The 26,401-nt window shown below is 58.5% G+C and carries 13 protein-coding genes and 5 pseudogenes; 6 read left to right on the forward strand and 12 right to left on the reverse strand.

Annotation, left to right across the window (positions count from 1 at the left end):
- A partial coding sequence (locus ABIB90_RS05290) for a tyrosine-type recombinase/integrase (RefSeq protein WP_354200392.1) occupies positions 1-849 on the reverse strand: 849 nt, incomplete at its 3' end.
- Between the two features lie 489 nt (positions 850-1,338).
- Here ABIB90_RS05290 and ABIB90_RS05295 point away from each other — a divergent pair.
- The 3 genes and pseudogenes from ABIB90_RS05295 to ABIB90_RS05305 form a co-directional block, all read left to right on the forward strand.
- Positions 1,339-2,332: pseudogene (locus ABIB90_RS05295) on the forward strand (IS91 family transposase); the annotation flags it as partial.
- A 376-nt stretch (positions 2,333-2,708) separates the two neighbouring features.
- Positions 2,709-3,793, forward strand: a pseudogene (locus ABIB90_RS05300) (IS5 family transposase); the annotation flags it as partial.
- 412 nt (positions 3,794-4,205) lie between these two features.
- On the forward strand, positions 4,206-4,679 hold the full coding sequence (locus ABIB90_RS05305) for a GNAT family N-acetyltransferase (RefSeq protein WP_354101417.1): 474 nt from the start codon (positions 4,206-4,208) through the stop codon (positions 4,677-4,679).
- 292 nt (positions 4,680-4,971) lie between these two features.
- On the opposite strand, the gene ABIB90_RS05310 is transcribed toward ABIB90_RS05305, so the two are convergent.
- Positions 4,972-6,957, reverse strand: a complete 1,986-nt coding sequence (locus ABIB90_RS05310) for an argininosuccinate synthase-related protein (RefSeq protein ID WP_354101416.1) — start codon at positions 6,955-6,957, stop codon at positions 4,972-4,974.
- Between the two features lie 674 nt (positions 6,958-7,631).
- Between ABIB90_RS05310 and ABIB90_RS05315 the strand changes: the two genes are divergently transcribed.
- A complete protein-coding gene (locus tag ABIB90_RS05315; RefSeq protein ID WP_354101415.1) occupies positions 7,632-8,516 on the forward strand; it encodes a DMT family transporter in 885 nt (294 codons plus the stop codon).
- 906 nt (positions 8,517-9,422) lie between these two features.
- Positions 9,423-9,851, forward strand: coding sequence for a hypothetical protein (locus tag ABIB90_RS05320; RefSeq protein ID WP_354101414.1), 429 nt, complete (start codon positions 9,423-9,425; stop codon positions 9,849-9,851).
- 344 nt (positions 9,852-10,195) lie between these two features.
- Here the strand turns inward: ABIB90_RS05320 and ABIB90_RS05325 are convergent, their stop codons facing one another.
- The 9 genes and pseudogenes from ABIB90_RS05325 to ABIB90_RS05365 form a co-directional block, all read right to left on the reverse strand.
- Positions 10,196-12,451 (reverse strand): di-heme-cytochrome C peroxidase, encoded by a 2,256-nt coding sequence (locus ABIB90_RS05325; RefSeq protein WP_354101413.1) that lies wholly within the window; start codon positions 12,449-12,451, stop codon positions 10,196-10,198.
- A gap of 73 nt (positions 12,452-12,524) precedes the next feature.
- Entirely contained in the window at positions 12,525-13,898 is a 1,374-nt protein-coding gene (locus tag ABIB90_RS05330; RefSeq protein ID WP_354200393.1) for a hypothetical protein, read from the reverse strand.
- 101 nt (positions 13,899-13,999) lie between these two features.
- Positions 14,000-17,200 carry a hypothetical protein gene (locus tag ABIB90_RS05335; RefSeq protein ID WP_354101411.1) on the reverse strand — a complete coding sequence of 1,067 codons (3,201 nt, stop codon included), beginning with the start codon at positions 17,198-17,200 and terminating at the stop codon, positions 14,000-14,002.
- 710 nt (positions 17,201-17,910) lie between these two features.
- Positions 17,911-18,141: pseudogene (locus tag ABIB90_RS05340) on the reverse strand (EAL domain-containing protein); the annotation flags it as partial.
- Positions 18,142-18,328: 187 nt separating this feature from the next.
- Positions 18,329-19,123, reverse strand: a complete 795-nt coding sequence (locus ABIB90_RS05345) for a polysaccharide deacetylase family protein (RefSeq protein ID WP_354101410.1) — start codon at positions 19,121-19,123, stop codon at positions 18,329-18,331.
- A 1,048-nt stretch (positions 19,124-20,171) separates the two neighbouring features.
- Positions 20,172-20,762, reverse strand: a pseudogene (locus ABIB90_RS05350) (transposase); the annotation flags it as partial.
- 124 nt (positions 20,763-20,886) lie between these two features.
- The gene (locus ABIB90_RS05355; protein WP_051448290.1) at positions 20,887-21,585 is read right to left on the reverse strand and encodes a hypothetical protein; all 699 of its coding nucleotides are present in this window, start codon (positions 21,583-21,585) and stop codon (positions 20,887-20,889) included.
- Between the two features lie 437 nt (positions 21,586-22,022).
- Entirely contained in the window at positions 22,023-22,157 is a 135-nt protein-coding gene (locus ABIB90_RS05360; RefSeq protein WP_256379146.1) for a hypothetical protein, read from the reverse strand.
- A gap of 450 nt (positions 22,158-22,607) precedes the next feature.
- Positions 22,608-22,864: pseudogene (locus ABIB90_RS05365) on the reverse strand (Rieske 2Fe-2S domain-containing protein).
- Between ABIB90_RS05365 and ABIB90_RS05370 the strand changes: the two are divergent.
- Entirely contained in the window at positions 22,818-23,420 is a 603-nt protein-coding gene (locus tag ABIB90_RS05370) for an oxidoreductase C-terminal domain-containing protein (RefSeq protein ID WP_354101408.1), read from the forward strand. The pseudogene ABIB90_RS05365 and the gene ABIB90_RS05370 overlap by 47 nt on opposite strands.
- Before the next feature lie 522 nt (positions 23,421-23,942).
- Here the strand turns inward: ABIB90_RS05370 and ABIB90_RS05375 are convergent.
- The gene (locus tag ABIB90_RS05375; protein ID WP_354101407.1) at positions 23,943-25,271 is read right to left on the reverse strand and encodes an MFS transporter; all 1,329 of its coding nucleotides are present in this window, start codon (positions 25,269-25,271) and stop codon (positions 23,943-23,945) included.
- Positions 25,272-26,401 lie beyond the last annotated feature (1,130 nt).

A 26,401-nucleotide genomic window follows, 5' to 3' on the forward strand; every position in this document is an offset into this window, starting at 1 on the left:
ATAGGCCGTCGTGTCGATGCCGCGATGCCGAAGGACGAGGCCGATCTTGTCGAGCGGCACGCCGTGGCGCAGCATCTCGGTCGCCGCGGTTTGCCGCAGAGCGTGGGCCCCTTTGACCGGCGCCACGATGTCGGCCCGCTTCATGATGCGCTTTACCACCGACGAGATGCCGTCGCCTCGTCGGAATGGCCGGCACGGCGCGATCGTACGCAGGAACAAGAGATCGCTCCGGCGGGTAGACGGCCGGCATTCGAGGTAGGCGGCGATCGCATCCCCGACGTCTTGCGGCAACGGCAGCCGGACCTCGTAGCGCGACTTGCCGCAGACCCGCAGCGACCCTGTTTGCCACTCGATATCGGTGAGGCGCAGTTGCGCCACGTCACCGGCCCGCAGGCCGAGGCGCACCAACAAAAGAACGATCGCACGATCACGCCGGCGCGCGCCGGCGTCGCCGTCACAGGCAGCGATCAGCCGGTCGACCTGCTCGGTCGACAGATACCGGGGCATGTCGGCAAGCTGCCAATGAGCGTAGGCCGGAACGGCGCCGTCGAGACCTGCCTGACAACGGCCTGCGACTGCGAGATACCGCAGGAAAGCCCGCAGGCTCGTCGTCATCTTCTCGATCGTGCCACTCCCGCTATTGCTCGCGCGCTCCAGGACGTAGCTGCGGACATCGTTCGGCCTCCAGCCGGCCGGGTCAGATCGAAGCTCCATCATCAGGCCCGCGGCGTCGCGGGCGTAGAGCCTGACGGTGGGATCGGATGCGCCGCGATGCTTGCGCAGCCACGTCTTGAAGTCGGCGACCAGCTGCGGCTCGGCGGGTGCTGCCCCACGGCTGCGGACCGGCAAAGGCCGAGCTCGACGAGGTGCCGACGAAAGAGCCTGGCACCGTAGATGGTGTGGTGGTTGCGCCGGCCGCCTTTGGCGCGTGGACACCGGCAAGTGCGCAGGTGCTCGTCGAACGCGGCGAGATCAATGTCCGTTAGGCCCGCGCCTTGCTCGGCCATGACATGGCCGCTGTGAGCCGCCGCTCGCAAATTGCGTACCGCTGTCTCGGGGCCATAGCCTTGCTGCTCCAGTGCCGCTGCAAACCCGTCAAGGTAGGGCCCGCTCGGCCCGCTGCGCAGATGCCCCAGCATCTTCGCCGCCGAAAAGTACGTCTCCAACATGTTCGTCTCCGTATGTGACCGGCCATCAGTGGCCGACCCAACGGGGCCGCACGGGCGACTTGTAATGGAGAGCTCGAGAGCGGCAATACACAGGAAAATACGGTGATCGCGATCGCCAGCTCCCCATTACCGGCTTTGCCCATAAGACAGGTAATGGGCGTCGCCCATTACCTGTCGCAACCGGCACTGTCCGAAGTGTCAGGGGCCAGACCGAGCCCCGTGGCTCGCCGCGCGAGAAGCCGACCTGCTGCCGGTTCCCTATTTCCACGCCGTCTTCACACTGCCGGCTCCGATCGCCGCGATCGCCTTTCAGAACAAGGCCATCGTTTATACGATCCTGTTCAAAGCCGCCGCCGAGGCAATGTCGACGCTCGCCGCCAATCCACGCCGGCTCGGCGCCGGGATCGGCGTCGTCGCCGTCCTCCACACCTGGGGGCAGGCGCTGACGCACCATCCCCACGTCCACTGCGTCGTCCCGGGCGGCGGCCTCTCGCCCGATAGCGCGCGCTGGATTGCCAGCCGACCAAAGTTCTTCCTGGCCGTCAAACCGCTCGCCCGGCTGTTCAGACGCCTGTTCCTCGAACGTCTGACCGCCGCCTTCGACGCCGGCCCCCTGAACTTCTTCGGCGATCTCGCATCCCTGGCCGAGCCTGCTGCCTTCACAGCTCACCTCGTCGCCATGCGGCGCATCAGCTGGGTCGTCTACGCCAAACGGCCGTTCGGCGGCCCCGCGCAGGTGCTGGCCTATCTCGGCCGCTATACCCATCGCGTTGCAATAGCCAACAGCCGGCTCGTCGCCCTCGACGAGGATCACGTACCGCCAGAACGGCACGACAAAGATCATGAAGCTCAAGGTCGACGAGTTCATCCGCCGCTTCCTTCTTCACACGCTGCCCGATGGCTTCCATCGCATCCGCCACTTCGGCTTCATGGCCAACAGCCATCGCGCTGCCAAACTCGCCCTTTGCCGCAAACTTCTCGATCGTGAGCGGACAGCGGCAAACGATGGCGAGCCGTCGCCTGTGGAGTCGGACGCTCTGACGTGGCCCAAGGCTCCCGCCTGTCCTGAGTGTGGTGGCGTCATGCGCATCGTCGAGCGCTTTCGACACAGCTTCAACCGCTCCAGTCCTCAAACATCCCCGTTCCGGTGCGATACATCGTGAGCCAAGTCATGCCGTGCAAACGATCGCCATTCGTCATTCCGCTCGCGGACGCTGTCGAATCCGTGCTGCCACACGGCGCGACAACAACCGTCCGATGCAGCAAAACGCCTGTCGCGATCTCCGGCAAAGCGCGCCTGATCTCAACTCTTCCCCGATGCACACATCTCGCAGCTCTGCCTCACGTGCCGAGCCGGCAGACCGGGCCTTGCGATCTCCAACAATCCCCATAGCTGCAAACCCGCGCATACCCGCCCGCGCCTTCGTTCAATCCGGCTTCAATGAGGTCGCGTAACTGCGCATGCCGCGCCAGCACGTGAGCGCGACCCTACAGAACCCTCCAGATTCCTTGCAAACTTGATTTGTGATTCACTCGCCTTTGAAGCTTTGGCGAGGGACCAAGAGGCAATGCGGCCACCGGAACGACGGGAGACGGGAGACGGGAGAGCAGGATCTGTTCCGCTCGCGGCTCGACCAGATCATCGAGATGAAGCATCCGCTGGTGGCGCTGACGGTGGATTGGGGGTGCCTGGAGGAGCGGTTCGGCGAGTTCTACACCGATGATCCCGGCCGGCCGCCGCTGCCGACGCGCCTGATGGCGGGGCTGGCGATTCTCAAGCACACCGACGACCTCTCCGACGAGGTGCTGTGCGAGCGGTGGGTCGAGAATCCTATTACCAATACTTCGGTGGCGGGGAGTTCTTCCATCACCGGCTGGTGTTCGACCGTTCGTCGCTGGCGCGCTGGCGCAACCGCATGGGCGAGAAAGCGGCTGGTTACGCTGATCCACGAGAGCCTGTCGGTTGCCACCAGGACCAAGGCGATCAAACCGTCCGAGCTGCCATGGGTGATCGTCGACACCACGGTTCAGCCCAAGAACGTGACATTCCCCATCGATGCCAAGCTTCTGAACCGGCCCGTGCGAAGCTGGTGCGGCTGGCGCAGCTGAACGGGGGATTTACGCCAGTCCTATGCGCAGCTGGATAAGATCGCCCTGATCCAGCATCAGCGCTATGCCCATGCCAAACAGTTCAAGCACGCCAACCGGATCCTGAAGAAGCTGCGCACCTATCTCGGCCGCTTCATCCGCGACATCGGTCGTAAGATCGGGGGGGAATGGCGGGCTCGAAGCGGCGTTCGCAAAGCTGCTGGCGCTGGCGCGGCGCGTGCGCGAGCAGCAACGGCGTCAACCCGGTCCGAAGGTCTACTCTCTGCACGCGTCGGAAGTCGAATGTATCGGCAAAGGCAAGGCCCATCGGCTTTACGAGTTCGGTGTCAAAGTCTCCGTCGCGACCACCCTCAGCCAGCCAAGGGTTGCCGGTTCGTCACCCATGTGAAGGCGCTGGCAGGCAATCCCTACGACGGGCACACGCTGGCCACTGTGATACCGGACATGGAGGCGCTGGTTGGCAGCACCATTGCGCGCATCCTCGCCGACAGGGATACCGCGGCCACACTCGGCCCCCATGGCCGCGGCCCGACTAGCTCGAATCCTTCGAAGCGGGCGAAGTCCATCCGCCGCGAAGTCAGACGGACATTCCGAACGTACATCTCACTCTCGAGGAGTTTGCACGATTGTGATCTGCGTCAGTCATCTGTGCAGAAGAAACCACCGGCTAGGCAGCTTGCGCGATCAGTCGAGATCGTGCTTAAGATTCTCTAGCCGCTTGGATCCAAAGATCGTGGGTCGGGGAGCGCGTCTTGTTCCTGACTACTCGGTCGAATTTGGCCATTACTGGCGACCACGATCGGCGTCCGCCGCGTGGACCGATGCAATGCGATCTTTCGATCACAATGCCAATCCTGGCTGCACAATGAAGAATGACCTTGAATATATCCGCAACTGCCGCTAGTGCCGACTGGTTGGTTGAGTACAATGACGGGGCGTGAAGTGGAAATCAGGCAGGACGATCCGACGGCGCCATATGTCGCCGACTTGTTAGCATATCACTTAAGAGAGCTGCGCAGCGTCATGGGCGAGCACGCGCGAGCGCTGGACGCGACTGGCCTTTCGGGCGCGGCCGTTACTTTCTGGACGGCCTGGCAGGGTCATGTGCTGGTTGGATTCGGTGCTCTCAAGCAACTGGATCGCACGCATGGAGAAGTGAAGTCGATGCGCGCTTCGCCCGCCGCACGGAGGACCGGGGTCGGTCGCGCTATTCTGCACCACATCATTGCTGAAGCCCGCAACCGAGGGTATGCACGCCTCAGCCTCGAGACCGGTACCGCGGCGCTGCACGCTCCTGCGGTCGCGCTCTACCGCAACGCGGGCTTCCTTTCCTGTGAGCGGTTCGCCGACTATCAGGAAAGCCCGCACAACCAGTTCATGAGCCTCGACCTCTCCACTTGAATGCCCTCAGGTTGCGGGTTGGTCGGGAGCTTGCCCATGCACCTGAGGAGTGGTCGCGTAGCCTGATTCGACGTGCTGACAAGGGATCGAGAACCCACGACGAGAACCCGATGCCGGTGATCCCTCCACCCCAGGATGAGCTCGATGAACGTACGCTCTCCTCAGAGAGCAACGGAAGCGTTACAGATTGATAGTGCCTGAACTACCAGAGGAGATAGGAAGTGTCACAACAGCCGAGGGCAACCAGCGAGCAAGCGCGAACCACATGATCGCCCTCGTCAGCGTTGAGGGATCAGTCCTTGGTGAACGCGCAGACCAGCACGTCACGGTAAGCAACAGATTTTTTCCTGTTAATCATTTGGATCGGGCTCACACCGTGCATGACGATGTTGTCATCAGCAATCATAATATCGCCCGGCATCTCCAGCGTGAAACGGACCAGTTCATTTTCGTTCGCATCAGTTATAACTGTTTCGCCGCCGTTGACATTGCATTTCCGCACCATGAACGAGCAGATGTAGTCGACGCCGTCGCGATGCAGACCCTCGGGACTCGGCTCCCCAGGCCTCTCGGTCGCGACAATACGGTACGGGTGCAGTTTGATATTCCAGTTGAGATGGCCGGCGGCCGCACTGTAGCTAGAGCCCATCCACCGCATCAGACCTTGGAAAAACCTGTTCTCCAGAAATCGCCCGTCGATCGCCTCGAAGTGCCGTTGGAAACCTCCGTTGAGCCGATTGATCATCGCCGACTGTTCGTAGGGAGCGTGAGGAAGCAGAGCTAGATGGCCATCATTCGCGCTGTAGAAAAGCTGGCTATAGCGGCGAAAGCGATATGTTCCCCCGTCTCGCATATACTCGTCGAGCGGAAGATCATCCCAGCACGTCGCAAAATCATGCCAACTCTGAGGATCGTAGAAGTCCCAGCGTTCGAAGTTCTTCGCGCCGCGTTCTACCCAGTACCCATCGCTAGTCAATGCATCGACAAGCGGGGTGCCAACCTTTCCGGTAGCCATAGAAGCCGATATCAAGCGAGTTTCAATTGAGCGCGACTTTGGGTTTCTTTTGGGAGTCTCGTCGAAGTAATTCCGCAAAAAATCAGCCCGCGAACGCGTGCCGCGCTCGCGGGCCTTTTCGATTTCCCAAGTATCACGATTAGTGAGGTAAAGCGGGCGGTCAGCGCGAATTGAACTTGGCAGGCACGATTGATGATCGATGTCAAAGCGGACCGTTCCGGTCACGCGTTGAGCGAGCGACAATATGCCTGCTTCCGCGGCCGCCTTTACGTCCGAGTTCCATCTCCCTTCCACGGCTTCGAGCGTCCAACTTCTCTCCAAGGCTTGCTTCAGAATCATGGAGTTCGCAGACAAGGTTGCGGTTTCCAGGTGCCGAAGGGCCTGCATCAAGATGAACGCAGCTGGGGCCTCACGCACCTCCAGAACCTTCTCGCCTTCGTCCAGGTGCTCCAATCCTAGGAATCGGCCAAAGCCGTAGGAGCCGACCAGCGCATTCAGGTGAGCAATTGCATCCGCAAACGCCACAGCTTCACCGTCGACCTGGACGAGTTCACCCTCCTCGATGCCGAGGGAAATTGAGCAAGGGGCAACGTCAGGTTGGCGCCGTGACCAAGTGAAAGCTTCCTCCGGGAGCGTAAAGGCTTCGGGGTTATCCAATGGGCCCGATTCAAATTCTCGGCACCAGATGTTCGCGTCACCGCTAAGCTTTCGACCGGCGTAATACGTCAAACCGTAGCCCGCCAACGCCCTCGCCTTGTCTTCGCGCGACAAGGCGCTGTATTCGTAAGGGCTGCCGAAAAGCCCTAAAAAGTCTTCGGCAGATATCGCCGTATTTAAGCGCCGCAAGCTGTTTTGAGACTGGTTCGCGGTGTGCAGCACGGCGCCCGCATTGCGCTCCAACGCGACGCAAACCGCGCGTTGCGCGACCAAGGGGCGAGAGAGAGATGAACTCACCGGGTAGATGTCGAGGTATTTCGCGTGGGCCTTAAGGGCCGGCTTCACGTATCGGTCTGCAAACTCCACCCTACGGTCTTCGATCAGCAATTCCGCGCCAAATCGCTTGGCGGTCGTCTCCAGCGCCTCAGCTTCGACAGCCTCGCCGAGGTCAACACAAAGCGCCGTTACACTCGTAAAGCCCGCCTCATACAAGAAACAGAGGAGGTACGAACTATCTAGGCCGCCGCTGAACAATGTCACGACTGGCGCACTCTTGTCGGGAATAGAGATGAGGTCTTGGAAACATCGAATTTTTCTGACGGTCATCTGTGATCGCTCTCATTTTGACCAGCAGCGCAGCAGCTACAAGGGCTGTTCTGGTGTGGAACGTCGTTGATCGAGGCAACGAGCAAAAGCTCCAAAGACCGGAGCCGTTGGCTATATCGCACGACAAACGTTAGAAATCGTCTCGCAGCGAACTGCACAATCCCAGTATCCCGCTTCTTCTGTGTGCCGATCGACGTAGGAAAGTCTCAGTCGAGACTCCACAGAGAAGGATATCTGCCTGGTATTATTGTCATGCAACCTACCAAAACGCGTCGTTTGACTCGAGAGGTCATCTCGTCAACATGCACCATTCAAAATTGAATGCACGACGCTTCTATGACAGCTGCAACCGACATTTCAATTCCTCTCGATGAGCAATTTTTTATAGACCATCGCCTCAATATGAGGAGACTGCAAAAGACCTACGTCAACAACAGGGACTGTTCAGATGGGCGAATAGGGCCGCAAGTTCGGGCCGCAGTTATGGCGCGAGCTACGAGCACCGATTCCAAACGGAGAGGCGATTTACTGGGGCAGTCCGTGCTTGAGCTGTTGAAAGGCTTGAGGGCTGAAGTCTTTTCCTACGTACCGATTCGGTCTCGAGCTAACGCCGAGTATCGCACGATCGCTGATGTTTCCGCTTCCGTTGGCTTGCGCTCGCAGGACGTGCGAACATGATACTCAAGCGCAGTGCTTATGCAGGCGCAATTGGGGCTGCTGGCTTATGGGGCGGCAATTTCGTCGCGGTGCGACTTGCACTTGACCACTTCGATCCATATCTGCTGACCGCGTTGCGGTTTTCGATCGTGGCGATGCTGGTCCCTCTTGTCGGTTGGCCGCGTGTGCCTGCCCGAACTCTGCTCACGTACACTCTAGGCTCTGGCATCGGCCAATATCTGCTGTCGACATTGGCAATTGATCTGGGCTTGTCCCCCGGTCTCGCGGCGTTGCTGATCCAGTTTCAGGTCTTCATATCCTTGGCTCTCAGTTTGCTGATGCTCCGGGAACCGGTGCGGACTACCACGATGGTTGGAAGTGCCTTGGGCGTAGTCGGCCTTATCGGAGTGCTGGCCACGGGTGGCAGCAAGGCCCCGTTGGTCGCGAGTGCCATATGCCTGCTCTCGGCTGCCGGCTGGGCCATCGCAAACATGACGCTCAAGCAAACGTCTGAAACGGTGATCCGTTTGCAGTGTGCGAGTGCGTTGATCTGTCTGCCTGCCGTCTGGGTTGCGCGTGCGCTGATGCGGCCCGCTGCCCCAGCGGTGGGCGAAGCGCTGACACAAGCGCCGCTCGCCGGCTGGCTGGCCGTGGCTTACGTGGCTATTGCGTCATTCGCCATGGCACAGATTCTTTGGGGCCGAGCCATTACTTCCATTGGTCTGGCTTCGACCTCCCCCATCGCACTCTTGATCCCAGTGTTCGGGGTCGCTCTGGCTGGGTTAGTGCTAGGAGAACATCTGAATTTTCGGGTACTGACATCGGCTGCGATCGTTCTCGTGGGCGTAGGCCTGCATGTCGTGCCAATGGCGTTGAACAGAGTGCCAGTCGCACGCGATTGAATTTCGGCGTAGGGGCTTCGCCCTCGACCTCGACTGAGCGACCCGCGCGCGGTGCTACCTAAACCTCGCGAGGAGATCGGCGAGAACGAGACGCCAGGAACATGATCCGCATCGTAACGCAGCCTTTTTGATGGGCGGACGAAAGGGGCCTTTGGATAAGGCTTGGGCCACCTCGCGGGTTGACCGGGGGTCAGTCAGCCTGTCACCACCGGTGACTTTCGCCATAAACACAGGGCCGCCACTCAACGCCGCCGATGATCGCGATCTGGTTGCGAGCACCCCAAGAACGAGATCATCGCTTCCGGTCAACAGCTGACCAGTCTCAGGCTTCATTGGCAATTTGCGAGCTGGAACGCTCGGCTTGAACAGGCGATCGCGGACGGTTCGAACGGGGTTGCCGAGGATTTCTATAAGGAGCAGGGTGGCGTACCTGAGATCCCTTTCGACATCGAAGATTACCAGGCGCTCCTCATCCCGCTGATTACGTTCATGGCGAATCCCAGGGCATTCAGGAGAGAGGACAAGGACAGCACTCCGACAGACGATAAGAACGACACCAAAAAGGCGGAAGCGAAGCAGGAGGAGGCCAGGAAGGAGGGATCGACGCGAGTTTTCATGGCCCTTGCCCGTCGGCAAATGCAATCCTGTCGTTTGGCAGAATCGGAAAGGGCGCGGATTGGACAACGGGTGAGCAGGAGAACGGTAAAGTAGCAATCTCGGCGCGCTTTGTTGAGTCCGAGGGCAAGCGCTACGGCAACACCTGACCGCAGGTCAAAAGCGAGTCCGGCCGCTCCGAAACCGGGAGAACCATCAACTTACGAGATTGATTGGGATTTTGACCCGGGCACTTTGGCCGGTCTTATCGACCACAGAATTCCGGTCGTTGTGCCCACCGCCAGGCGTCCGATGATTCTTAAGGTCGCAATACTACACGGTGGCGTCCTGCTACCTTTTCAGGAAGGGCAATTTCGGTCTATCCGAGGTGGAGCTAAGGATCGGGCGAACCGCAAGGCGCTGCATTTCAAGCCTGACGATATCAGCGACATGCGACCGTCTGTAATCGTCAATGGCTTCGACGATATGCGATCAGCCTATGGGCTCAAGCGCGCGTATGGCGTCGACCTCAGCAACGACGACTATGAAGTCGATTCCGGGTGCACCATGCTCGAATTTGAGCTGTCCTGGGCGCAGAGATTCCGGCGTGCGAGCGCGCGCATTGCCCTGGAGAAATGCCACCCGGGCAGCGCGCGCATAGCGACCCAGAGGGGCATGCAGGAGGAGTGCAGCGACGAGACCGGTTTGAGCACGGCAATCCTTGTCACCCACAACTCCTAAAAACGGCATGGGAAACGTATGTACCGATCACGCTTATCCAGTAGCGGAGAAGGGGAGTGCTGCTGGCGACATCACAAAGAGCTGCAGGATGTGCGTAGCTCAGCCTCAGACGGGAATTTTGCTCAAACACGCCGCCCACGTCAAGTCAATCCTCATTGGAGCAGCGGAAGTCGGCTGGTTCACATTCCTTCGACAATCTGTGATATGCGACGGCGTTTGACCCACCTCAGGGGAATACACGAGAAGCGACCGACGGAAGAGCTGCTCGTATGGACGAGATGAGCCAACGGCTTCGACACTTCGAAACGTCTCGCTTTGACTTTCTCGTGCGGGCAACGGACCTCTCACAGCGTCTTGAGATACTCGACAAGTGCGCGCCGCTCGGCGTCGGTCAATTCTGGCCCGATGACACCAGGCGGCAGCTTCGCTAAGTCGGTTTCCTTGCCTTCAAACGAATGTCCACGATTGCTGTTCCCAAGCAGCGACACGTTGAATTCCGTCAGACCGGCCGCACAGGCGTCGCTCGCTTGTGTTTTCGTAACAAGCCCAACATTGACTGGATCGAATTCGCGGCTGCCAACGCAGAAGGACGTTGGCCGCTCCTTCTGCGGCAACAACATGTGTCTCAGCGTCGGCACGGACCCGTTGTGCAGATACGGAGCTGTCGCCCAAACACCATCCAACGGGCGCGCCCGATATTGAGGTTCGAGCGCAAGAACATCTTCGTCCTTTCCGTTATGGTTCGCTCGGGCCCCAACGTAGACTCGTTGGTTTTGACAATTCTTCCTGGGTCCCCAGATCTGCTGCTTGGCTTCTTCGGAGGTGCCGTTCGCAATCATCCATTGGTCGATTGTCTTTCCGACCACGTCCATGAGTGCGAGTACGAAAAGAGGATCTGCCCCTTTGTTCGCTGAAAGGCCGCAAGCCCAGGCTTTGTTGAGGTCATCGACTGGACTCAATCCAAGTGACTCGGGTAGGTGAACGCGGCGCGTGGTGAGGACATCGGATTGTTGACGATCGGTACCGATCGCCGTGACCGGCATCTGGACCACATTGAAATAGTGGCGTCCCCCTATGTCCACCCAATTCTTCTCGTTCTTGGCGGAGCGATCGGGGTTCTCCGGCTTCCAGAACGAATCCGCCGGCCATCTTTTGTCGAAGGCAGGATCGTTGACCGGGCCTCGGTGGCATTCAAAGCAGTGCGCGCGATAGAGATCGCGGCCTTTTTCAACGAGCTTTTCGTCAATGCCCCATGCTGGGTCGCTCCGGAATTTTTCCTGAGCGTCCTTCCACTTGGGCGCTACGAGCCCGGTAAATTTTCTGCCGCTTGCATCGGCCGCCGAAAAAGGATCCGCGCCGCGCAGAAGCTCTTCGAACCGCGCGATGTCGGATAGATGTATCGATGAGGCAAAAAGCGGTCGTCCGGGCGCGGGCGCGGCCATATTGATTTTCGCGCTGACACCGAGCGCCTCGCCTGAATTGCGAACAAGTTCGTTGAGAACGGAGGCGTCATACTGCGCCCACAGGAAATACGGCGTGTCCCAGATCGGCGGAAAGCTCACGGGCGCATCGTGGCGGGCTAAGTTGCCCTTGAGGAGTGGATCGGCGAGTTCGCCGGTCAGGGGATCGACTAGGTTGCTATAGAAAACCTGGTTCCCGATCCGGTTCAGCGCGTCAAGTCGACCGAAACCTTCATCGAGATCCGCAACTCCCTGTTCCGTCAAAAGCCTATCGCCCTGCGCCTTTTGTTTTTTGATCTTTTGAAGTGCAAGGTCCAGATCGCTTCGAAGCTGCTTTCGATCAACGCCTTGACCTTTGATCTGCTCCAGCCTGCTGGCGAAACGTTCAAACCGCCACGGCAAAATCAGCGTGTAGCCGATAGACAGCCCGACGACTCGTTCAACCTCCCCGAGATTGACCATCGCCGGCCCACCGTCGAACCTAAGGCTGACATTTTTGTACTCCAGATGCCCCGTATGACAGGCGGCGCAGGTCAATCCGATCTGATCTTCGTACGAGCCTCCCGTCGCCGGGTCGACGCCGCCCTTAAGGATGGCAAACCCGACAGGCAAGCCATTTGGATTGTCGGGTAGGTTTGGAGTCCAACCGGGGCTCCCGCCGCCCGCATTCGACCGATCTTCGTGATAACCGTATGAGGGCGCGTTACGGGCGAAGTCCTTTGAGCTAGGACTTGGGATAAAGCCAAGGCGGCGCAGGTAGTCGTCGTCCGTCAAGCTCGTGTAAGAGAAGGACAGCTCTGGGCGCTCCAACGCCAGGAACCATTGATAAGGAACAGGTATGGTCGCCGTCCCCTGCGAGGTGTGGTGAAACCAGTAACGCTGGCGCGAGCTCCAATTCTGCGGCAGCCAATAGGCGCTTTCGATTTTCGACGGCTCCGGCAAGGTAGCAGGCAGCAGTTGAGCGAGCAGGTTTGCGTCGTTCTTGGTTTTAAGAGCTGCATCGCGAACCTTCTCAGGCGCGAAATACACCGAGCCGACCGACACAATCGCGACGACGACGATTGCGAACAACAGCCCGGCGACATGAGGCCAGCGCCTCACCCAGGAATAAAGGCGAGAGCCGAAAGAACGTCTCCCCATAGCAAGTACTCCATCTATCTCTTTCGCGCGTTCAGCCCGGCCGGCCGGCAGCCGGAAACGGCGACGGCGTCTGTTACTTGTTCAGCAATTGGCTATTGATGAAGGCGACCACGTCGGCCGTCTCGGCTGCCGCGCGCCGCGTTATCGTCGCCGCCGCCGGTCCGCCCTGCAAGAACGATGGGAACCAACCGAAATTGCGAACATTCCAGTTTTCCTTTGGCAAGACCGCTCGGTCCACGCCCGGCACTGCGAAGTTTGGAACTTTCCTGACGAGTGGCTGCGCCGTCTCGGTGTGACAGCTGACGCAATCCGTATTGAAGAAGTGGCTTTTCTTCGGGTCGGCAATGATATTGACGATTTCGAGTATGCGACTGTTGGGCACGTTGCCATCAATGAACTCGGATGTCGAAACACCCTTGCGATCGGCCACTGCTAAAGGCGGATTCTGCAATGCCGCGTGACGACAGGTGATCGGACTCTGATTGTTGGTAATCGGCTGCGGGATGACGTGTTTTCCGCCAATGATGCTGAACATCTGCGCTGCGTGTACGCCATCAAGCGTCGGGCCCGGCACGGGTATTAAGCCAGCCTGCGGGACCCTTAACATCGAGACGAAAATCCAGGGCTCGGGCGGCGAGATGCCCATGACAGCCATGGTGTTAAGGCGCTGCGGTGAAAGATGCTTCTCGAGCAGGGCCTTGAGTGCATCACGAAACGCCTTTGCCGATGCCCCAACAAGGCCCGGATGCACGTTCAGATCACCAGCAGTCGAGATTTTGACATTGCCAAAATGTCCGGCTGCAAGTTGATCGCGCAAGGTCGCGATGTCACGAATGATTGCCTTGAAAGCTTCATCATCCGGCTTGAACCGCGAAAACGGCGCACAACCGTCGAGAGGCGGATCCGGGTCGAGGCTAAAGTTAAAGATGAGGTGGCCGGCGGTGTCATGAACTTTGAATCCGTCTGGTCCATTGGTTACCGGCTGAATGATGAGGCGGATTTGCGGTTGTCGGCCAAACTGGGCAATGACATCCGGCGACAATCCCGGCGCGCCCGGGTCGATTCTGATGCCGGCAACAAACCAGGCGTCGATTTTTTTCACGGCATCGGGCAGCTGGATGTGGCGTACGCCTGAGTCTGGCACTCCTGGATGCTCGGGATGCTCGGCGTTGGCGATAAAGCGTGCAAAGTCTGCGTCGGAAAAAAGTCGCTGCGGAGCTCCTATGCGGCCGGCGAGATCGGATGCCGCGATTAGATTGGCCAGGTCAGCCGACGACTGCGGTGAAGGGAAGAGGATGGACACATCGTTGGGCGAAAGCGGCTTTGCGGCCGTTTGCGCCGGAGCCGCTCCCACCCCCAAAGCCGTGACGAACACTACCCCCGCCGCAAACAGTCTTGCAAGCCGTCGACGAAAACTTGAGCCGCACATTTCACCCCTTGCCGTCATTGGCAATCCTCCGTTGAGACCTAAAACGTTCAAACATCAGTCGTCGAAATCTCGGCGCAACGTTCACTCAACAAGCAAAACGGACCGGCGGCTCAAGCTTCTCATTCATCACCGTAGAACTGGCTTTGCAGGGTCTTGATTTTCGTCGGATGCAACGCCTCCTCGATACAGCCGAGGAACATCTCACTCCTTGCATTGACGCGCGCGCCGTCAGCCGGGGCATGTTCCATGTCCGTCTGCAATGCACGCACGGCCGTCCAATCCTTCGCACGATCTTTCAGCAACTCGAACAGTGTCTGATGGTTTTCGTAAGGATGGAGTCGAAAGTGAGCGAACGTCACCTTGGCTGCAATCTTTGCATCCCTTAGGGCGTCGGGAAGCGTTAGCAGATCAAGTCCTTCCAGCTCGTCAAGCTGTTGCGTTTGCCTCTGTGCTTCCAGATATTGTTCGCGCCCGACCAATTGATACATTCCTCGCGGACGAAACAGCCATCCGTCATCCGTTCCGGGCTGATTTCCGAACGGGTTGCCGTCGTAGCCAAGAACGAAGTTGGCCAACTCTTTGGGATGGTTAAGCAATGAATTCGCGTCGACGGCCGGCCTGTTTGCGGCCACAAGCTTTGCGTTGTTCTTGTCGATGCGATCGTGCCATTTCTGCGGGAGTTGAGACACCGCGCTGTAAGAGAAGTTCTCGCTGCTGCGCGTAAAGTCGGAGCTGTCGTAGGAGACTGATCCCAGAATATAGGCCAGGATCCGGGGATCCGTCTCCTCGACGCGATCCCATTCTTGCAACAAGGCTTTGACCTGCTCGGTCTGAAAATATGCCATATAGCTCTTGCGATATGGCGGAACAGGTGAAGGGGCCGGCGAATGGTCCTTGCTCGATTCAGTCAGCTGGTGCGCGTAGGATGCGACTTTATCCTGATATTTCTCATAACCGCGCTTTTGCAACCAATTGCTCTCATAACAGGCAAGCAATGGCTGTGGCTTGATCTTTGGAGTTGGTCGATATTCCTTGGCTAGCTCGTCGGCGTAGGCAGCCTGTGCGAGTTTGGCGTCTTTGAGCGTTTCAAATGCGGACGCGACCGATCCATTCAGAAGATGAAACAACTTCACTTGCAGGCAATCAGCGTTGCTCTGCCGCTGGCGGGACTGATCGAAGTCGTCCTTCGGCACGCAGTCCCAAAACCGGCCACTGCTCAGTGAGATGATATCTTCGGTTTGCTGGGACAACGTCCACCCGAGCGGAAGGCTATAGAACAAGCCTGTTATATCGGTTCGGCCGAAGGCTGGAAAACGCTGCACGCTGGGGGTGACTTCCGCGTCGGGCCGACGATCGATGCTGGTTGCATGATGGAGCGCGACATAGGTTCGGGAGCTTCGCGTGCTCAAGAGCGCGCGTACCGGCTCCATGAGCTCACCGAACATGAATGAACCATGATCACCGAATTGCCCGCTCACCAGGGACAGCAGGTAGATCCGGAATTTTGGCGCATCAGAAGTGCCCTTGATGCTGTTAAGCTTCTCAACCAGGTCGAGCGCGGTCTCGATCCCCGAATTCTCCACATATCCGCCATCCACCAGGCGCGCCTGCGGGTTGCTGGTTATGCAGTCATTCTTCAATGAGACGGTCGCTGCCGGTGTCACCCATGGAAACCGCGCGCTCGTGAATGCGGCTGTGCTGAGCGGAATCCGAACTGAGTGGCTCTTGACCGTTTGGTCGGCCCCCGTTGTCACGCGTTCGAGGCTCGCGAGAATACACAGGTCCGTGTCATTCGGGTGTAGCGGATCGAAATCGAAGGGAGAGATGACGGCCCGTTTGCCGCTGCCCGCATCTGTCGTGTTGAACAACAGCGCCGGCATGTTGTTGCCGGCTGTCCAATGGGACTGAAAGTCGGCCCTTAGCAGATTGGATTGATCGCCGGTGCCCTTGTGGCTGTCGAGCATTCTGTCGCCGGCGTTCTCCAAAGTGTATTCCAGAAAACGCGCGCGATCGAAGGCCGGGATCGCGACCGGAGAGAACATCTGAGTGAAATCGGTAAAGAGGAAGCCGGCAACCAAAGGCGACAGAAAATCGGTCGCCAAGACGCTTGCAACGCGCTGCTCTACTGGGCCGGGGGCATCAATATCTTGGACTCGTCCGACACCGGCCAGAAAGTCCGCGATTTTCGGGCATGTCTTTCCGTCGTCGGCATTCGAATCAAGGGACGCATTCTCGGCGTGGAGCGCCGCGGCGAAGATGGCGGAACCGACGCTGCCTCCGGAGACAGCGCTTATCGCAAACAGGTGCTGTCGAAATGCCGGACAGAGATCCTGCATCCTCGCAAGAAACCGCGCCGCATTATTGGCAGCATAGATACCTCCTCCTTGAGCCGCGACAATGAAGACGGGATATTCGCCGAGCCTCCTCGCTTCTTCCAGCCGCGGCTTCTGTAAGAGCCACTCACGGAACGCCGCGACCGCAGACACGCGCGCGTCTTGCGGCAGGCTGTTTGCTTCAGCGACGGTGCGCAGTTCGTGGTCGTCGCCTCCCGACAAGGAGGCAAGCAGAAACAAGCCGCCAAAGACAACCGGTATAAATGGAAAGGTAAACTTGATCGTCAGTAGGGCGAAGTGGACGGTGAGACCAACGACGCAAACCGCAAAGAGAGCGATCACGCCGAACGATCCAAAAAATTGTGCGAGCCTATCCGGCAGCAGGATGAATGCTGTTGTCAACAGGACGATGCCGCCGATCGTGAGCGCGAGAAACCTGTAGCGGATGAAGTAGCTATTGTTGGCGCGGCTCGCGAGATCAATCGATCGATCTCTTGATCCCATCCGCCACGTAAATATCACGAAGCAGACGAGCATGATCAGCATGGTTATTGCGAGGATGAGCAGCACGTTACGCTCAAACGCGAGCGCCTGGTCCTGAATGCGGAAGATACTTCCGACTTCCTCGACCTCCCCGACCTTTTTCGCTGGGCGCGACGCCAATTGACCTGCCGTCGCGGCGATTATCGGCAGCGCTCCGAGCAAAACGGGCGCAAGTCTTATGTAAAAGGCCAAACGGCCCGTAGCGTGGGGGATTTCCGGCAGGGACGCAGTTGTGAGCTGAAACGCGCCTGCCCAGATCATTACGGCAATCACGCCCAAGGCGGCGAACTCCCTGACGGTCACCCAACCAATGTCGTCAGCGGCTATCCGATAGAGCTCCTGGATCTGATCTGGCAGATACAGCAATATTGAGATGGATACCGACAGGACAATCATCCACCGAAGGTTGCGTAACAGGGCAAAGAGCTGTTCGCGCACAGTCATCGCATCATTTCCCTCAGAGGTTCGCGGAGATTACTCACGGAGTTAGTGAAGCAGACGCGGATTGCGGACATTCGTGCTGCTGGTACCGAACAGGATCGAGCCCCGTGGCATACAGGGGACCTGCAACAAAATAAATATGGCGCGCTTGCGAGAAGAGCGTCGAAATTGATGACTTAACCTACAGTAGCAATCCGGCTTTGTCGACGGTGGATCGAGGTTTTTCGACGCGGATACCCGAGACTATGACGAACTCGTTGGCTACATTGCCAGTCCACGCGGCAAGCACACGCCTTTGTGCGTTGCCTACAACATTCCTCGGTCTCCCCTCGATAGATCGTCTTCGCTTACTCGCCGTCGGACATGCCCGGCGCGGTCAACGTACCGTACCTTGGAGTCAAAGTTTCTCAATTTAATCCGACTAGAGTTTGAATTTATGCGCCCGATTCGCTGACTGCGCAGTTTTTGCGCGCACTCAAGTGTCGATCCTAATCCTTGGTCTACGCGAGCGATGCGCGATAGGTGAGCCGATCGAAACGACCTCAGCGGATTAAGATGCGCTCCGAGATGGCGCCCATTGGGCACGAGCGACAGTCTCGGGCGGTATCGCCCCGATTGGATCTGCGCAAATCATTACAAACCTGGTGCTGCCGGCTCGAAATTTACGCAGCTATCGAGGCCCTCGCGCCGAAACGACGCAAGATCTGCTCTACCTAAGCAGTAGGCTTGGCGCTGGGTGAATGAGAATCCTTGCACCCCGTTGCAGCCCTCCACGCGAAGCCAATCGAGCTGCTCGGCACTCTCCACGCCCTTTTCGGTCATAGTGATGTTGAGGCTACGCCGGAAGCCCGAATCGCGCGCACGATGGCGACGCAGTCGGAACGTTTCGCAAGGTCCTTCACAAAGCACCGATCGATCTTGATCTTGTCGAACGGAAAGCTGCGCCTACCACTTCTACCGGCGCGTAAACGGCAAGGATGAGGCAGACGTCTGAAGTGATCCACGTCACTTTGCGGTTCCTACCGAAACGGCTCACGCGCGATTCCGCCTTCATCATTGCACCGGCTAGCATGAACGTAGGCTTAGTTGATTCGGGATTACTCCACTCTGCGCCGCCGTGACATTCCGCCATCAATGCGTGTCGGCATTCCTCTGCAGCGGCGCCGTCGGAACGACGTGAACGACGTGATAGCCGTTGTCGTGCAGGTACCGTAGGAAGGTGGGCATCATCGCGGCGGTATGTGCCTTGGCGTCGTGAAACAAAATGATCCCCTTCCCCTCGGCATTGAGCCGGCTGGTGATCAGCTTCAGCTCCTGGTCTGGCGTCATTTCCTCCCAGTCGCTGGCCCACAGGTCCGCTCCGAACACGACGATGCCCCGAGACTGGAGTAGCTCGAGCGTCTGAGGGGTCGCATCGAAATAGGGGAAGCGGAAGAACGGCGTCGAAGGCGCCATTGTCGATACGCCATGGAGCGCCATTTCGTCGGCGGCAATCCCGCGATCGATGTCCTCTTTCGCCTTCTCGAAGCTGGTCTTCGACGCCATCGAATGCGACCAAGTGTGGTGCGCGATGGTATGGCCTTGCGCGGCCGCGCGCCGCACGAGCTCGGGAAATTGGACTGACGACTTACCGACCAGGAAGAACGTGGCTCGGACGCACTCCTGCGCGAGCGCCGCCAGCACCTTTTCCGTGTACGGCGGCCGGGGCCCGTCGTCGAAGGTCAGCACGACCTCGTGGTCGGCTAAGGGGAGAGTTTGGGGAAAGTTCTTCAGTCCAACCCGCGGATGAGTCTTGGCGTCAACGGCGAGCACGCGCGAGGTCCCTAGTGCGTCCTTGCGCGGACAGTCGGCCGCCTCCGCAGCCGTGATGCCGGCAAGCACCGCCGTCGCGACGCTCACAAGCAGCAGGGCCGCCCATTCTGACATCGAGGTCGTCCCCGAACAGGTGTCTGGTTGCGGGCTTGAACAAGTTAGTCTTGCCGTCATGGCTGGAGTTACATCATCACGCCGATGGCATCAGCCGCCTCGTTTCCATTTCGGACTAGATGATCCGTCGCGGTGGACCTGCGCTCAAATCGGACTATGTCGCTGCCGAGCGCATCAAATTGTCTGCAACCAGATCACTTTCTGCTTCGTCCAATTGGAATTGGTTTGGCCGCCGCCATTCTACTTCTGCCGGTCTCCACCAAAACCGTACTGTGCAATCGTCGCGTTCGCCCCTGCACAGTACGGATATGGCGATACTGATTCATACAATGGCGCGGCACTGACGCCTGAAGTCGGCGTTCTGATGCCATTTATCGACGGATTTCATCAACGACTGTTGGCCTGTGCCGACGGCGCTCCAGCGATCGACAATTGCAGCGACTGACCGCAATACCATCACCTTCGCGAGGTGACGTTCTTCCTCCAGAGGACATAAAACCGCTTACAAGCGGCGGCTTTGCCGCGGAGCCGCCAATGCTGCACAACGCCTACCGAAATGCCAACGCTCAGCAATCTTCACCGCAGCAAGACCACCGGCTCATAATTCCATATGCTCGATGTCGATCGGTTCCTCGTCATCGGATGCAGCCGCTAAGCGAAGACAAAGACGAGTAGGCTCGAGCAGAACAGCACGAGGCCGGCCGCGGTCGGTCCAGGAAGCTACCGGGAACAAGCTCATGATTGCGCATAAAATATCGTCGATTGCACCGCAGAAAAGAGAGCAGCAATGGCTGCGTTGCGCCGTTTGACGGTTAGCACATAAGTTAATATTAAAAACCAGCGCATTATTCCTGCTGTTGTGAGGAGTGAGAGCATTTTTCCAGCTTGGTTACGGCTCGTTCCGCCCTCTTGCGGCAGAGAGGTTCGCGATGTGCGGGCATGCTCCTCATTCTCTACGGGAGGATCTGTCACGCCGCTGTCCGGGCCGGGCTTGTGGACGGCGCAACGCATCTGGACGAAGAGGTCGGGCTTCAAGGCGCCTTTAGCCGCCCGCCATCATCGCGGCGGCCTTGGCCACACGAGAATAGGATTGCCGCAGCCTGACGCCGTGCCTTCTCGCCAGGCGGTTGCGTCCCTTGATGGCCGCATGAAGCAGCTTGGCATCGGTCGGAAAGGTGATGGCCTTCGGCTGCACCGTGGTGTCGACCTGACGCGCTTGAGGTCGTGGCCGCGTAACGCGCCGGCCTCGTGCGCCACCCGCAGGCTCTCAGCCAGCAGCAGCTCCGGCTTGTCGCCGAGCGGCTTGCGCCAATGGCTCAGGTCCGTCGTTCGTGCGGGAAAGCGCGCTGGAAAAACTCTTCGCCGGTGAACAACTGGAAATAAGGGTCGTGGACCCAGCGCGAACACCCCCTCATCGGACAGCCCGTAGATATTCTTGAGCAAAAAGAGCCCGATCATGAAGCGGGTCTCGATCCAAGGCCGGCCGTTCTCGCTGTAGAGCGGCGCGACCGCGCCGTCGATCCAGTCCCAATCGATCTTGCCAGCAAGCAGAACCAGCTCGTGCTTCAGATTGATCTGGTCCGGCCCGCGCCCGGAACAGATCGTTCGATACTGTCGTCTTGAGCTTCTTCGGCCACATCGTTCCCTCCGATGCACCACAGAATCATGGGCCGAAGGGAAGGGAAATCCAAAAGCGAAATTGCACGGTATGGCGGCCTCAACCTCCCATTCCCCGCAATCTCAAATCGCTCGAATCCGACGACCTAGTACTTTTCAAATCCGACCATTTTCATCCGCCAGCGGTCGACGCCGCCCTTGTCGTCGCGGTGAATAAACGTCTTCCGGATCGAGGTCTCAAGGTTTCTGCGCTCGATGCCAAGCAGGAACGGAATGTCCAGTTGACGCGTTTGCGCGAAGTTCTCAACCACCGCCTCAGTTAAATTGCAGGGCGGTAGTCTTGCGGCAATCCCGTGCGTGGCATGCAGATCCTCGATAAAGTAAAAACCTCCAGGCTCGACGATGGGAAAGAGCTTTGCTAGAGCAAGCTGTTGGTGGTAAGCGGCGTGCGAAGCGTCGTCGATGATGATCCTTACGGGCGGGAGTGAGCTCGCAAGGCGTTCCAGGGCTCGCGCATCGCCCATATCAACACGTTCGAAACGGAACCGGTCGGTCTTAAAGGCACTAAAGTCGGAGATGTCGCAGCCGACGACTTCGGCTTTGGGAAAGAACTCCAGCCACATCCTAATAGACGGAATGTCAGAGACCTTACGAGTCAGCAGTGCATCGGGATCGAGAGAACCGTGCCCGTGCTGCAGTCCAATCTCGACAATCGTGAAGGCCTCCTGGCGAAATTCCTCGAACAGAAAAGAGTAGAAACTGGTGTAGCCATGGGCGTCGCCAACCTCATCACCCTTGTCGGTTCCCAGGGTATTTGCTCGTTTCGTCAAATTAGGGACGCTCATTCCAAGATCACCTATTCTTAAAACCCAGAACACTCGGTGGATGTGGTTTCAAGAAGCGTGCCAAACGGCAAATACTGATTCGTCTTGCGTATTCCTATTTAGCGCCTGTCGCAGTTCGACAGAATGTCAGGACTCCGACGGTCGCATGAGCGAGCATGACGATTTCGAGCCGCGCTAGGCGTTCTGATCCAGCAATCGAGTCCTGATCGAGCAGCTGCTTCAGCCTATCGCCTTTTCACAGAGGAGCACGATCGAATCAGATGGTCCCGCCACATGGCAAGCGGGACCTTTGGACCCGCGCGGCGCCCTCTTCAATTTCTGACTGGGATGCGAGTGGACGAGCCGCATTGAAGCCGACCCGACGATCTCATCTGCCGATGATCAACGTTCTTGACCGCGCCGAACGGTTGTCCTTGAGTTCGACGAAACGAGCAGACTTACAAGCGCTCGCAACAGGGCGAGGCGGTTGCGACGTTGCGCTCGAGTACCTGCCGCACCAGCGCTTCGTTTTCGTCCGAGTTCGGATACCAGAATACGCGGCCGAGCAGGAAGTGTGAGAGATCAGCTAGCATGCACATCTCTGGAACCTGATCCGAGTAGATCCGTCGTCATCCTATTGCGATGCGTTTCGGAGTAGATCGGTATGCCCGCATCGCGCGTCGCCCTGATCCCACCTTCCCGCAACGGTATACCGTCGGCGATACGGCGCGGGCGGATGTCAGGCTGGAGATGGAAGACCTCGAGCTGCCGAGCGAGATCAATGGCAGCTTTCAAGTGATCTATCGTGAAAGCACATGCACTCGACTGCAAGTCCTGAGCCGGCTAGGGCACGCGCAATCGGGGCGACGCGCGGGATCAGTGCATCAGGTGCTGATGCCGTCGAGCCCGCCTCCCGGACCATCGCGATACTATGGTCGAAGAACGTTCGACCCCATCGGGCTGGCGCAGTTCCATGGCCCAAAGTGACTGTAGCATAAAAACTCTGCTTCGACATTGTCTTGCATTCCGGCCTTTGGCTACGCTTAGATGAAGACGGTGCCGTTTTCGACCTTTAGCTCGTAGCTGCGCAGGTCGACGCATGGTGGCAGTGCACGCGACTTGCCGGTTCGGTAATCGAAGGTCCCGAAATGCTTAGGGCACCCGATGATCCCCCACCGCAAGATGGACTTTCTCGTGAGAGCAATGGCCGTCGATTGCGGAATAGTCTCCTCCCGGAGAGCGAACATACAAACGTGCGGCTGCCAGCATCGAAGCGAACGGCCTCTTCCGGCAGTGCCAGCTTCTATGCTGAGCTGATCGCGCTCAAGCACGAACGTTCTGGCGTGCGCATCGAACCAGGCGCTGTCGCCGAATGTATCGATGTCAGCGAAGGACGTTCCAACGTGGTGATTGCAGGTGGTCGCTCGCATCTGGCCCATTTGGCGATAGTTGGGGTCGGTGCGACGCCGAATATCGAGCTTGAGCAAACGGCCGGATTAGCGGTCGACGAAGGCATCGTTCCGGGGAGATGCTCGCGGCTTCGGTTCCGCACGTTTTGGCGGTGGCTGACTGCGGATCGCCTCTATAAAAAGCGCATCAGGCTGGAGGCATCGCGCAACGCGCAGCGGCAAAAAGCAGCTGTGGCAACGAACTTGCTAGGCGAGACCGTCCTTACGAGGACATTCCCTGGTTTTGGGTCAGATCAATACGACCAGACACTGCAAATCCTCGGACTCTGTCCGGAACGAGAAGTGCCCGTCATCAGAGACCTCGGCGCAAGGCGCCAGATCTTGTTTTACCTAGCCGCCGACGGACGCCTCGAGGCCGCGTTCGGATTCGGGAGCCGGGCTCTGTAGCGAGAGGAATACGTTTTGCCGAGATTATGAGTAGGAAGCTCAGCCCCAGGGCAGAGGCTCTCGCAGACCCCGCGATAAACATGAAAGCTCTACTGGGTTAGCAATTCAACGTTCGACACGGCCTAAGGCCGCCACGTTGAAGATCGTCGCGTCGGCCGAAAAGAGATCCCGCTCGGGCCCCGCAGTATTGTGCAAAGGCGGGAAGACATGGGCAACTATAGTACTCACAAATTCAGGTCCATGACCCGGAGACGTAATGGTAATGCGCGGAACGTTATGTTGGCTAGATACTCTGAACCACCATTGATCTTCGCATTCGCCTCAACCAACTCACGCCGCCGCAGGCATCGCTGTCGGCACCCGCTGCGCCTTCGCTCGCTGAGGAACTCACAGCACGTTGGCCCTGTTCGCAATTGACGATGCGATATCGTAGACGAAATGCGCGCAATTCGGCGGCAATCGCCGAGGACGGCAGGCCGAGCGCGCCGCGATGATGCGGCGCGCTCGAATAGGTCCAAACGCCTAGTCTCCGACGTAGACGCCGCCCCGCTTCTTAGCGATCACATACACCGCGATGCTGAGCAGTGCGATGGCCGTGCCATAGACCGGAAACATCCAAGAGAGATTCGAGCGCTGAAGCCAAAGCAGCAGGAATGGCGTTGTACCGCCGAATATCGTCGCTCCGACGGCGTAACCCAGAGCAACTCCGGTAGTCCGGACGTTTCTCGGCATCAAGGTAGTTGCAATGAAATTGTACAGCGCCATGTTGCAGCCGACCAGTGTGCCGCCCACCAGCATGATAACGGAATAGACCACAATGTTCTTCTCAGAATAAAACAGCGGCAAGAAGAACGAGGGAATAAGCAGCAACCGCATCATGATGAATGCGCGCGAGGGCCGGATCCTATCCGCGAAGGCGCCGATCGCTGGCGAGAACACCATCCAGATGGCGCCCATAAGCGTCACGATGCCGTACACGTAGGTGCTGTTCTCCTTGAACACGCCGTTAGCGATAGTGGGCAGGCCGAAATTGTATGTGTAGTTCGCAAGCTGCACGCTGCCGACCACCAGAATTGCCGCGAGCAGCGACAGCCGCGCCTTCCAGAGTGCCTTCCAAACTCCTCCGGTCGTATCTTGTATACGCGAATCCTCGTCCGCATGATGCATGGCGCGGGCAATCAAGGTTTCGGGAAGGGTTTGACGAAGATAGATGATCAGCAGACCGAGAACGCCACCAACGCCGAACGGAACTCGCCAAGCCCAATCTTTCATGACTTCCGGGCTAACGGCGGCGCTGACGAGGAAGGCGACCAAGCTGGCTCCGATCGAGCCCACCATGATGAAGGTGCCGTTGATCAGGCCGAGGTAGCGCCCCTCCCGTCCGGGCGGTGCCAATTCGATCGCGATCGCATTCGCGACACCTGCTTCGGCGCCGACGGCCAAGCCTTGGACCAAACGGAGAGTGACCAGTATGATCGTGGCGGCGATGCCGAGGTCCTTGTAGCCCGGCAGTAGTGCGATCAGCAGCGAGGAAAGCGCCATCGCCGACACGGCAACCATCATCACTGTCTTATGGCTGATGCGATCCGCGACCGGGCCGAGAATCGCTGCACCGATAGGACGAGCGGCAAAGCCGGCTCCGAAAACTGCGAGCCCGGCGAGCAGAGATACGACCGGATCGGTAGCGGGAAAGAAGTGTGGCGACAGAAACGCCGCCATGAAGCCGTAGAGCTGCCAGTCGTAGAACTCGAGAGCGACACCGCCGCCAAGCCCAAGGGTCATCGACTTTGTCGCAACGGGCTTTTCCAGTTCAATGGAGTTGTCGTCGAAAGTTTGTACAGAGGCTTGCATCGATGCCGCTTCCGATTGTCAGAATGAATTGATGAGGCTCATCGAAGAGCCGGATGCGGAATGAGCGGTCATCGAACGTCGGCGACGTTCGCTCCGACAGGCCGGGAGCGCATTCGCGCGTCGTCCCGCCGCTCTTGGCAAATCCTTTTGAAGTTTCCAGGACGAGCGCCGTCGAGGCGATTCTTCCGAACTTGGCAAAAAGTAGGCGCGTGCAGGCCCCTCGCCAGAGTCATTGTTCCTCTCCTTCTGCTCACGCGCTTTGCGCGTCGTGATGGTCTTTTTTGTTGGCGGCACATTGCTGCGGTCTGCTGCAAGTCCGCAGTAGGGAAAGCGGAAACGAACGTCGCTCTCGCGATCCTGTCGAAGGCCGGGCGATCTGATGCCCTACCCTTTCGCTTCAAGAGCACATCACGCATATAGCCCAATGTCAATATTGAAGTGTCTCAATATTGTCTTGCTACATTTCAAGTCGGAAATCGAAGTTCATCCGCTTCTCCAGCGATAGTCCTCAGCGCCTTAAGTGATTGATTACGCTAGAGCAAATTGGCCGCAAAGTTCGTCCTTTCTAGAAATTGATATATCTCATTCGATCCGCTGCTCCGAGGGACATGCTTTCGTTCGCCTCTTCCGGAGAATTCACTCGCTCCAGGCGCGAGCGGACCTCACGGCGCCGATCGGGCCGCATCGCGCAACGCGAGATTCTGATTTCGAAAAGGAGGCGCCATGAAAGGCAGATCTTCGCTGGACAAGCTGATCGGAAGATCCGTCTCCATCGAGAATCGGAGAGGACGACGTGATCGCGTTCGCCGACATCACACTGGACTCTCATCAATCATCTCGACGAAGCGTTGCCCAGCCCACAACGGAGTGGGCGGTCGCGTCGTCCAGGGCGAGTTGCTGGTTAGCCTGATGGTGGGCGTCGGAACGGCGATGCGCTCGTCCCGTTCTGTCTTACGTATACGATTGGCTGCGATTCTTGCGTGGGGTGCATCTCGGCGAAACCGTCGCCGCGACCTACACGTTCACGAAAGCGATCAACGAGAAATCAAACTGCGCGGCGGAGGTAAGCATCATCAATGTGCGCGAGATCTTGTGGCCGAATGACTTGTCGCTGACTTCCCGGGATAAAG

The organism is Bradyrhizobium sp. JR4.1, from assembly GCF_040548605.1.
Classification (GTDB): Bacteria; Pseudomonadota; Alphaproteobacteria; order Rhizobiales; family Xanthobacteraceae; genus Bradyrhizobium; species Bradyrhizobium canariense.

Excerpts from the sequence above, each read along its gene's own strand:
- ABIB90_RS05330 (WP_354200393.1), bottom strand. The coding sequence starts at position 13,898 with ATGACGGCAAGGGGTGAAATGTGCGGCTCAAGTTTTCGTCGACGGCTT.
- ABIB90_RS05320 (WP_354101414.1), top strand. The coding sequence starts at position 9,423 with ATGATTCTTAAGGTCGCAATACTACACGGTGGCGTCCTGCTACCTTTT.
- ABIB90_RS05315 (WP_354101415.1), top strand. The coding sequence starts at position 7,632 with ATGATACTCAAGCGCAGTGCTTATGCAGGCGCAATTGGGGCTGCTGGC.
- ABIB90_RS05305 (WP_354101417.1), top strand. The coding sequence starts at position 4,206 with ATGACGGGGCGTGAAGTGGAAATCAGGCAGGACGATCCGACGGCGCCA.
- ABIB90_RS05355 (WP_051448290.1), bottom strand. The coding sequence starts at position 21,585 with ATGAGCGTCCCTAATTTGACGAAACGAGCAAATACCCTGGGAACCGAC.
- ABIB90_RS05345 (WP_354101410.1), bottom strand. The coding sequence starts at position 19,123 with ATGTCAGAATGGGCGGCCCTGCTGCTTGTGAGCGTCGCGACGGCGGTG.
- ABIB90_RS05360 (WP_256379146.1), bottom strand. The coding sequence starts at position 22,157 with ATGCTAGCTGATCTCTCACACTTCCTGCTCGGCCGCGTATTCTGGTAT.
- ABIB90_RS05325 (WP_354101413.1), bottom strand. The coding sequence starts at position 12,451 with ATGGGGAGACGTTCTTTCGGCTCTCGCCTTTATTCCTGGGTGAGGCGC.
- ABIB90_RS05335 (WP_354101411.1), bottom strand. The coding sequence starts at position 17,200 with ATGACTGTGCGCGAACAGCTCTTTGCCCTGTTACGCAACCTTCGGTGG.
- ABIB90_RS05310 (WP_354101416.1), bottom strand. The coding sequence starts at position 6,957 with ATGACCGTCAGAAAAATTCGATGTTTCCAAGACCTCATCTCTATTCCC.
- ABIB90_RS05375 (WP_354101407.1), bottom strand. The coding sequence starts at position 25,271 with ATGCAAGCCTCTGTACAAACTTTCGACGACAACTCCATTGAACTGGAA.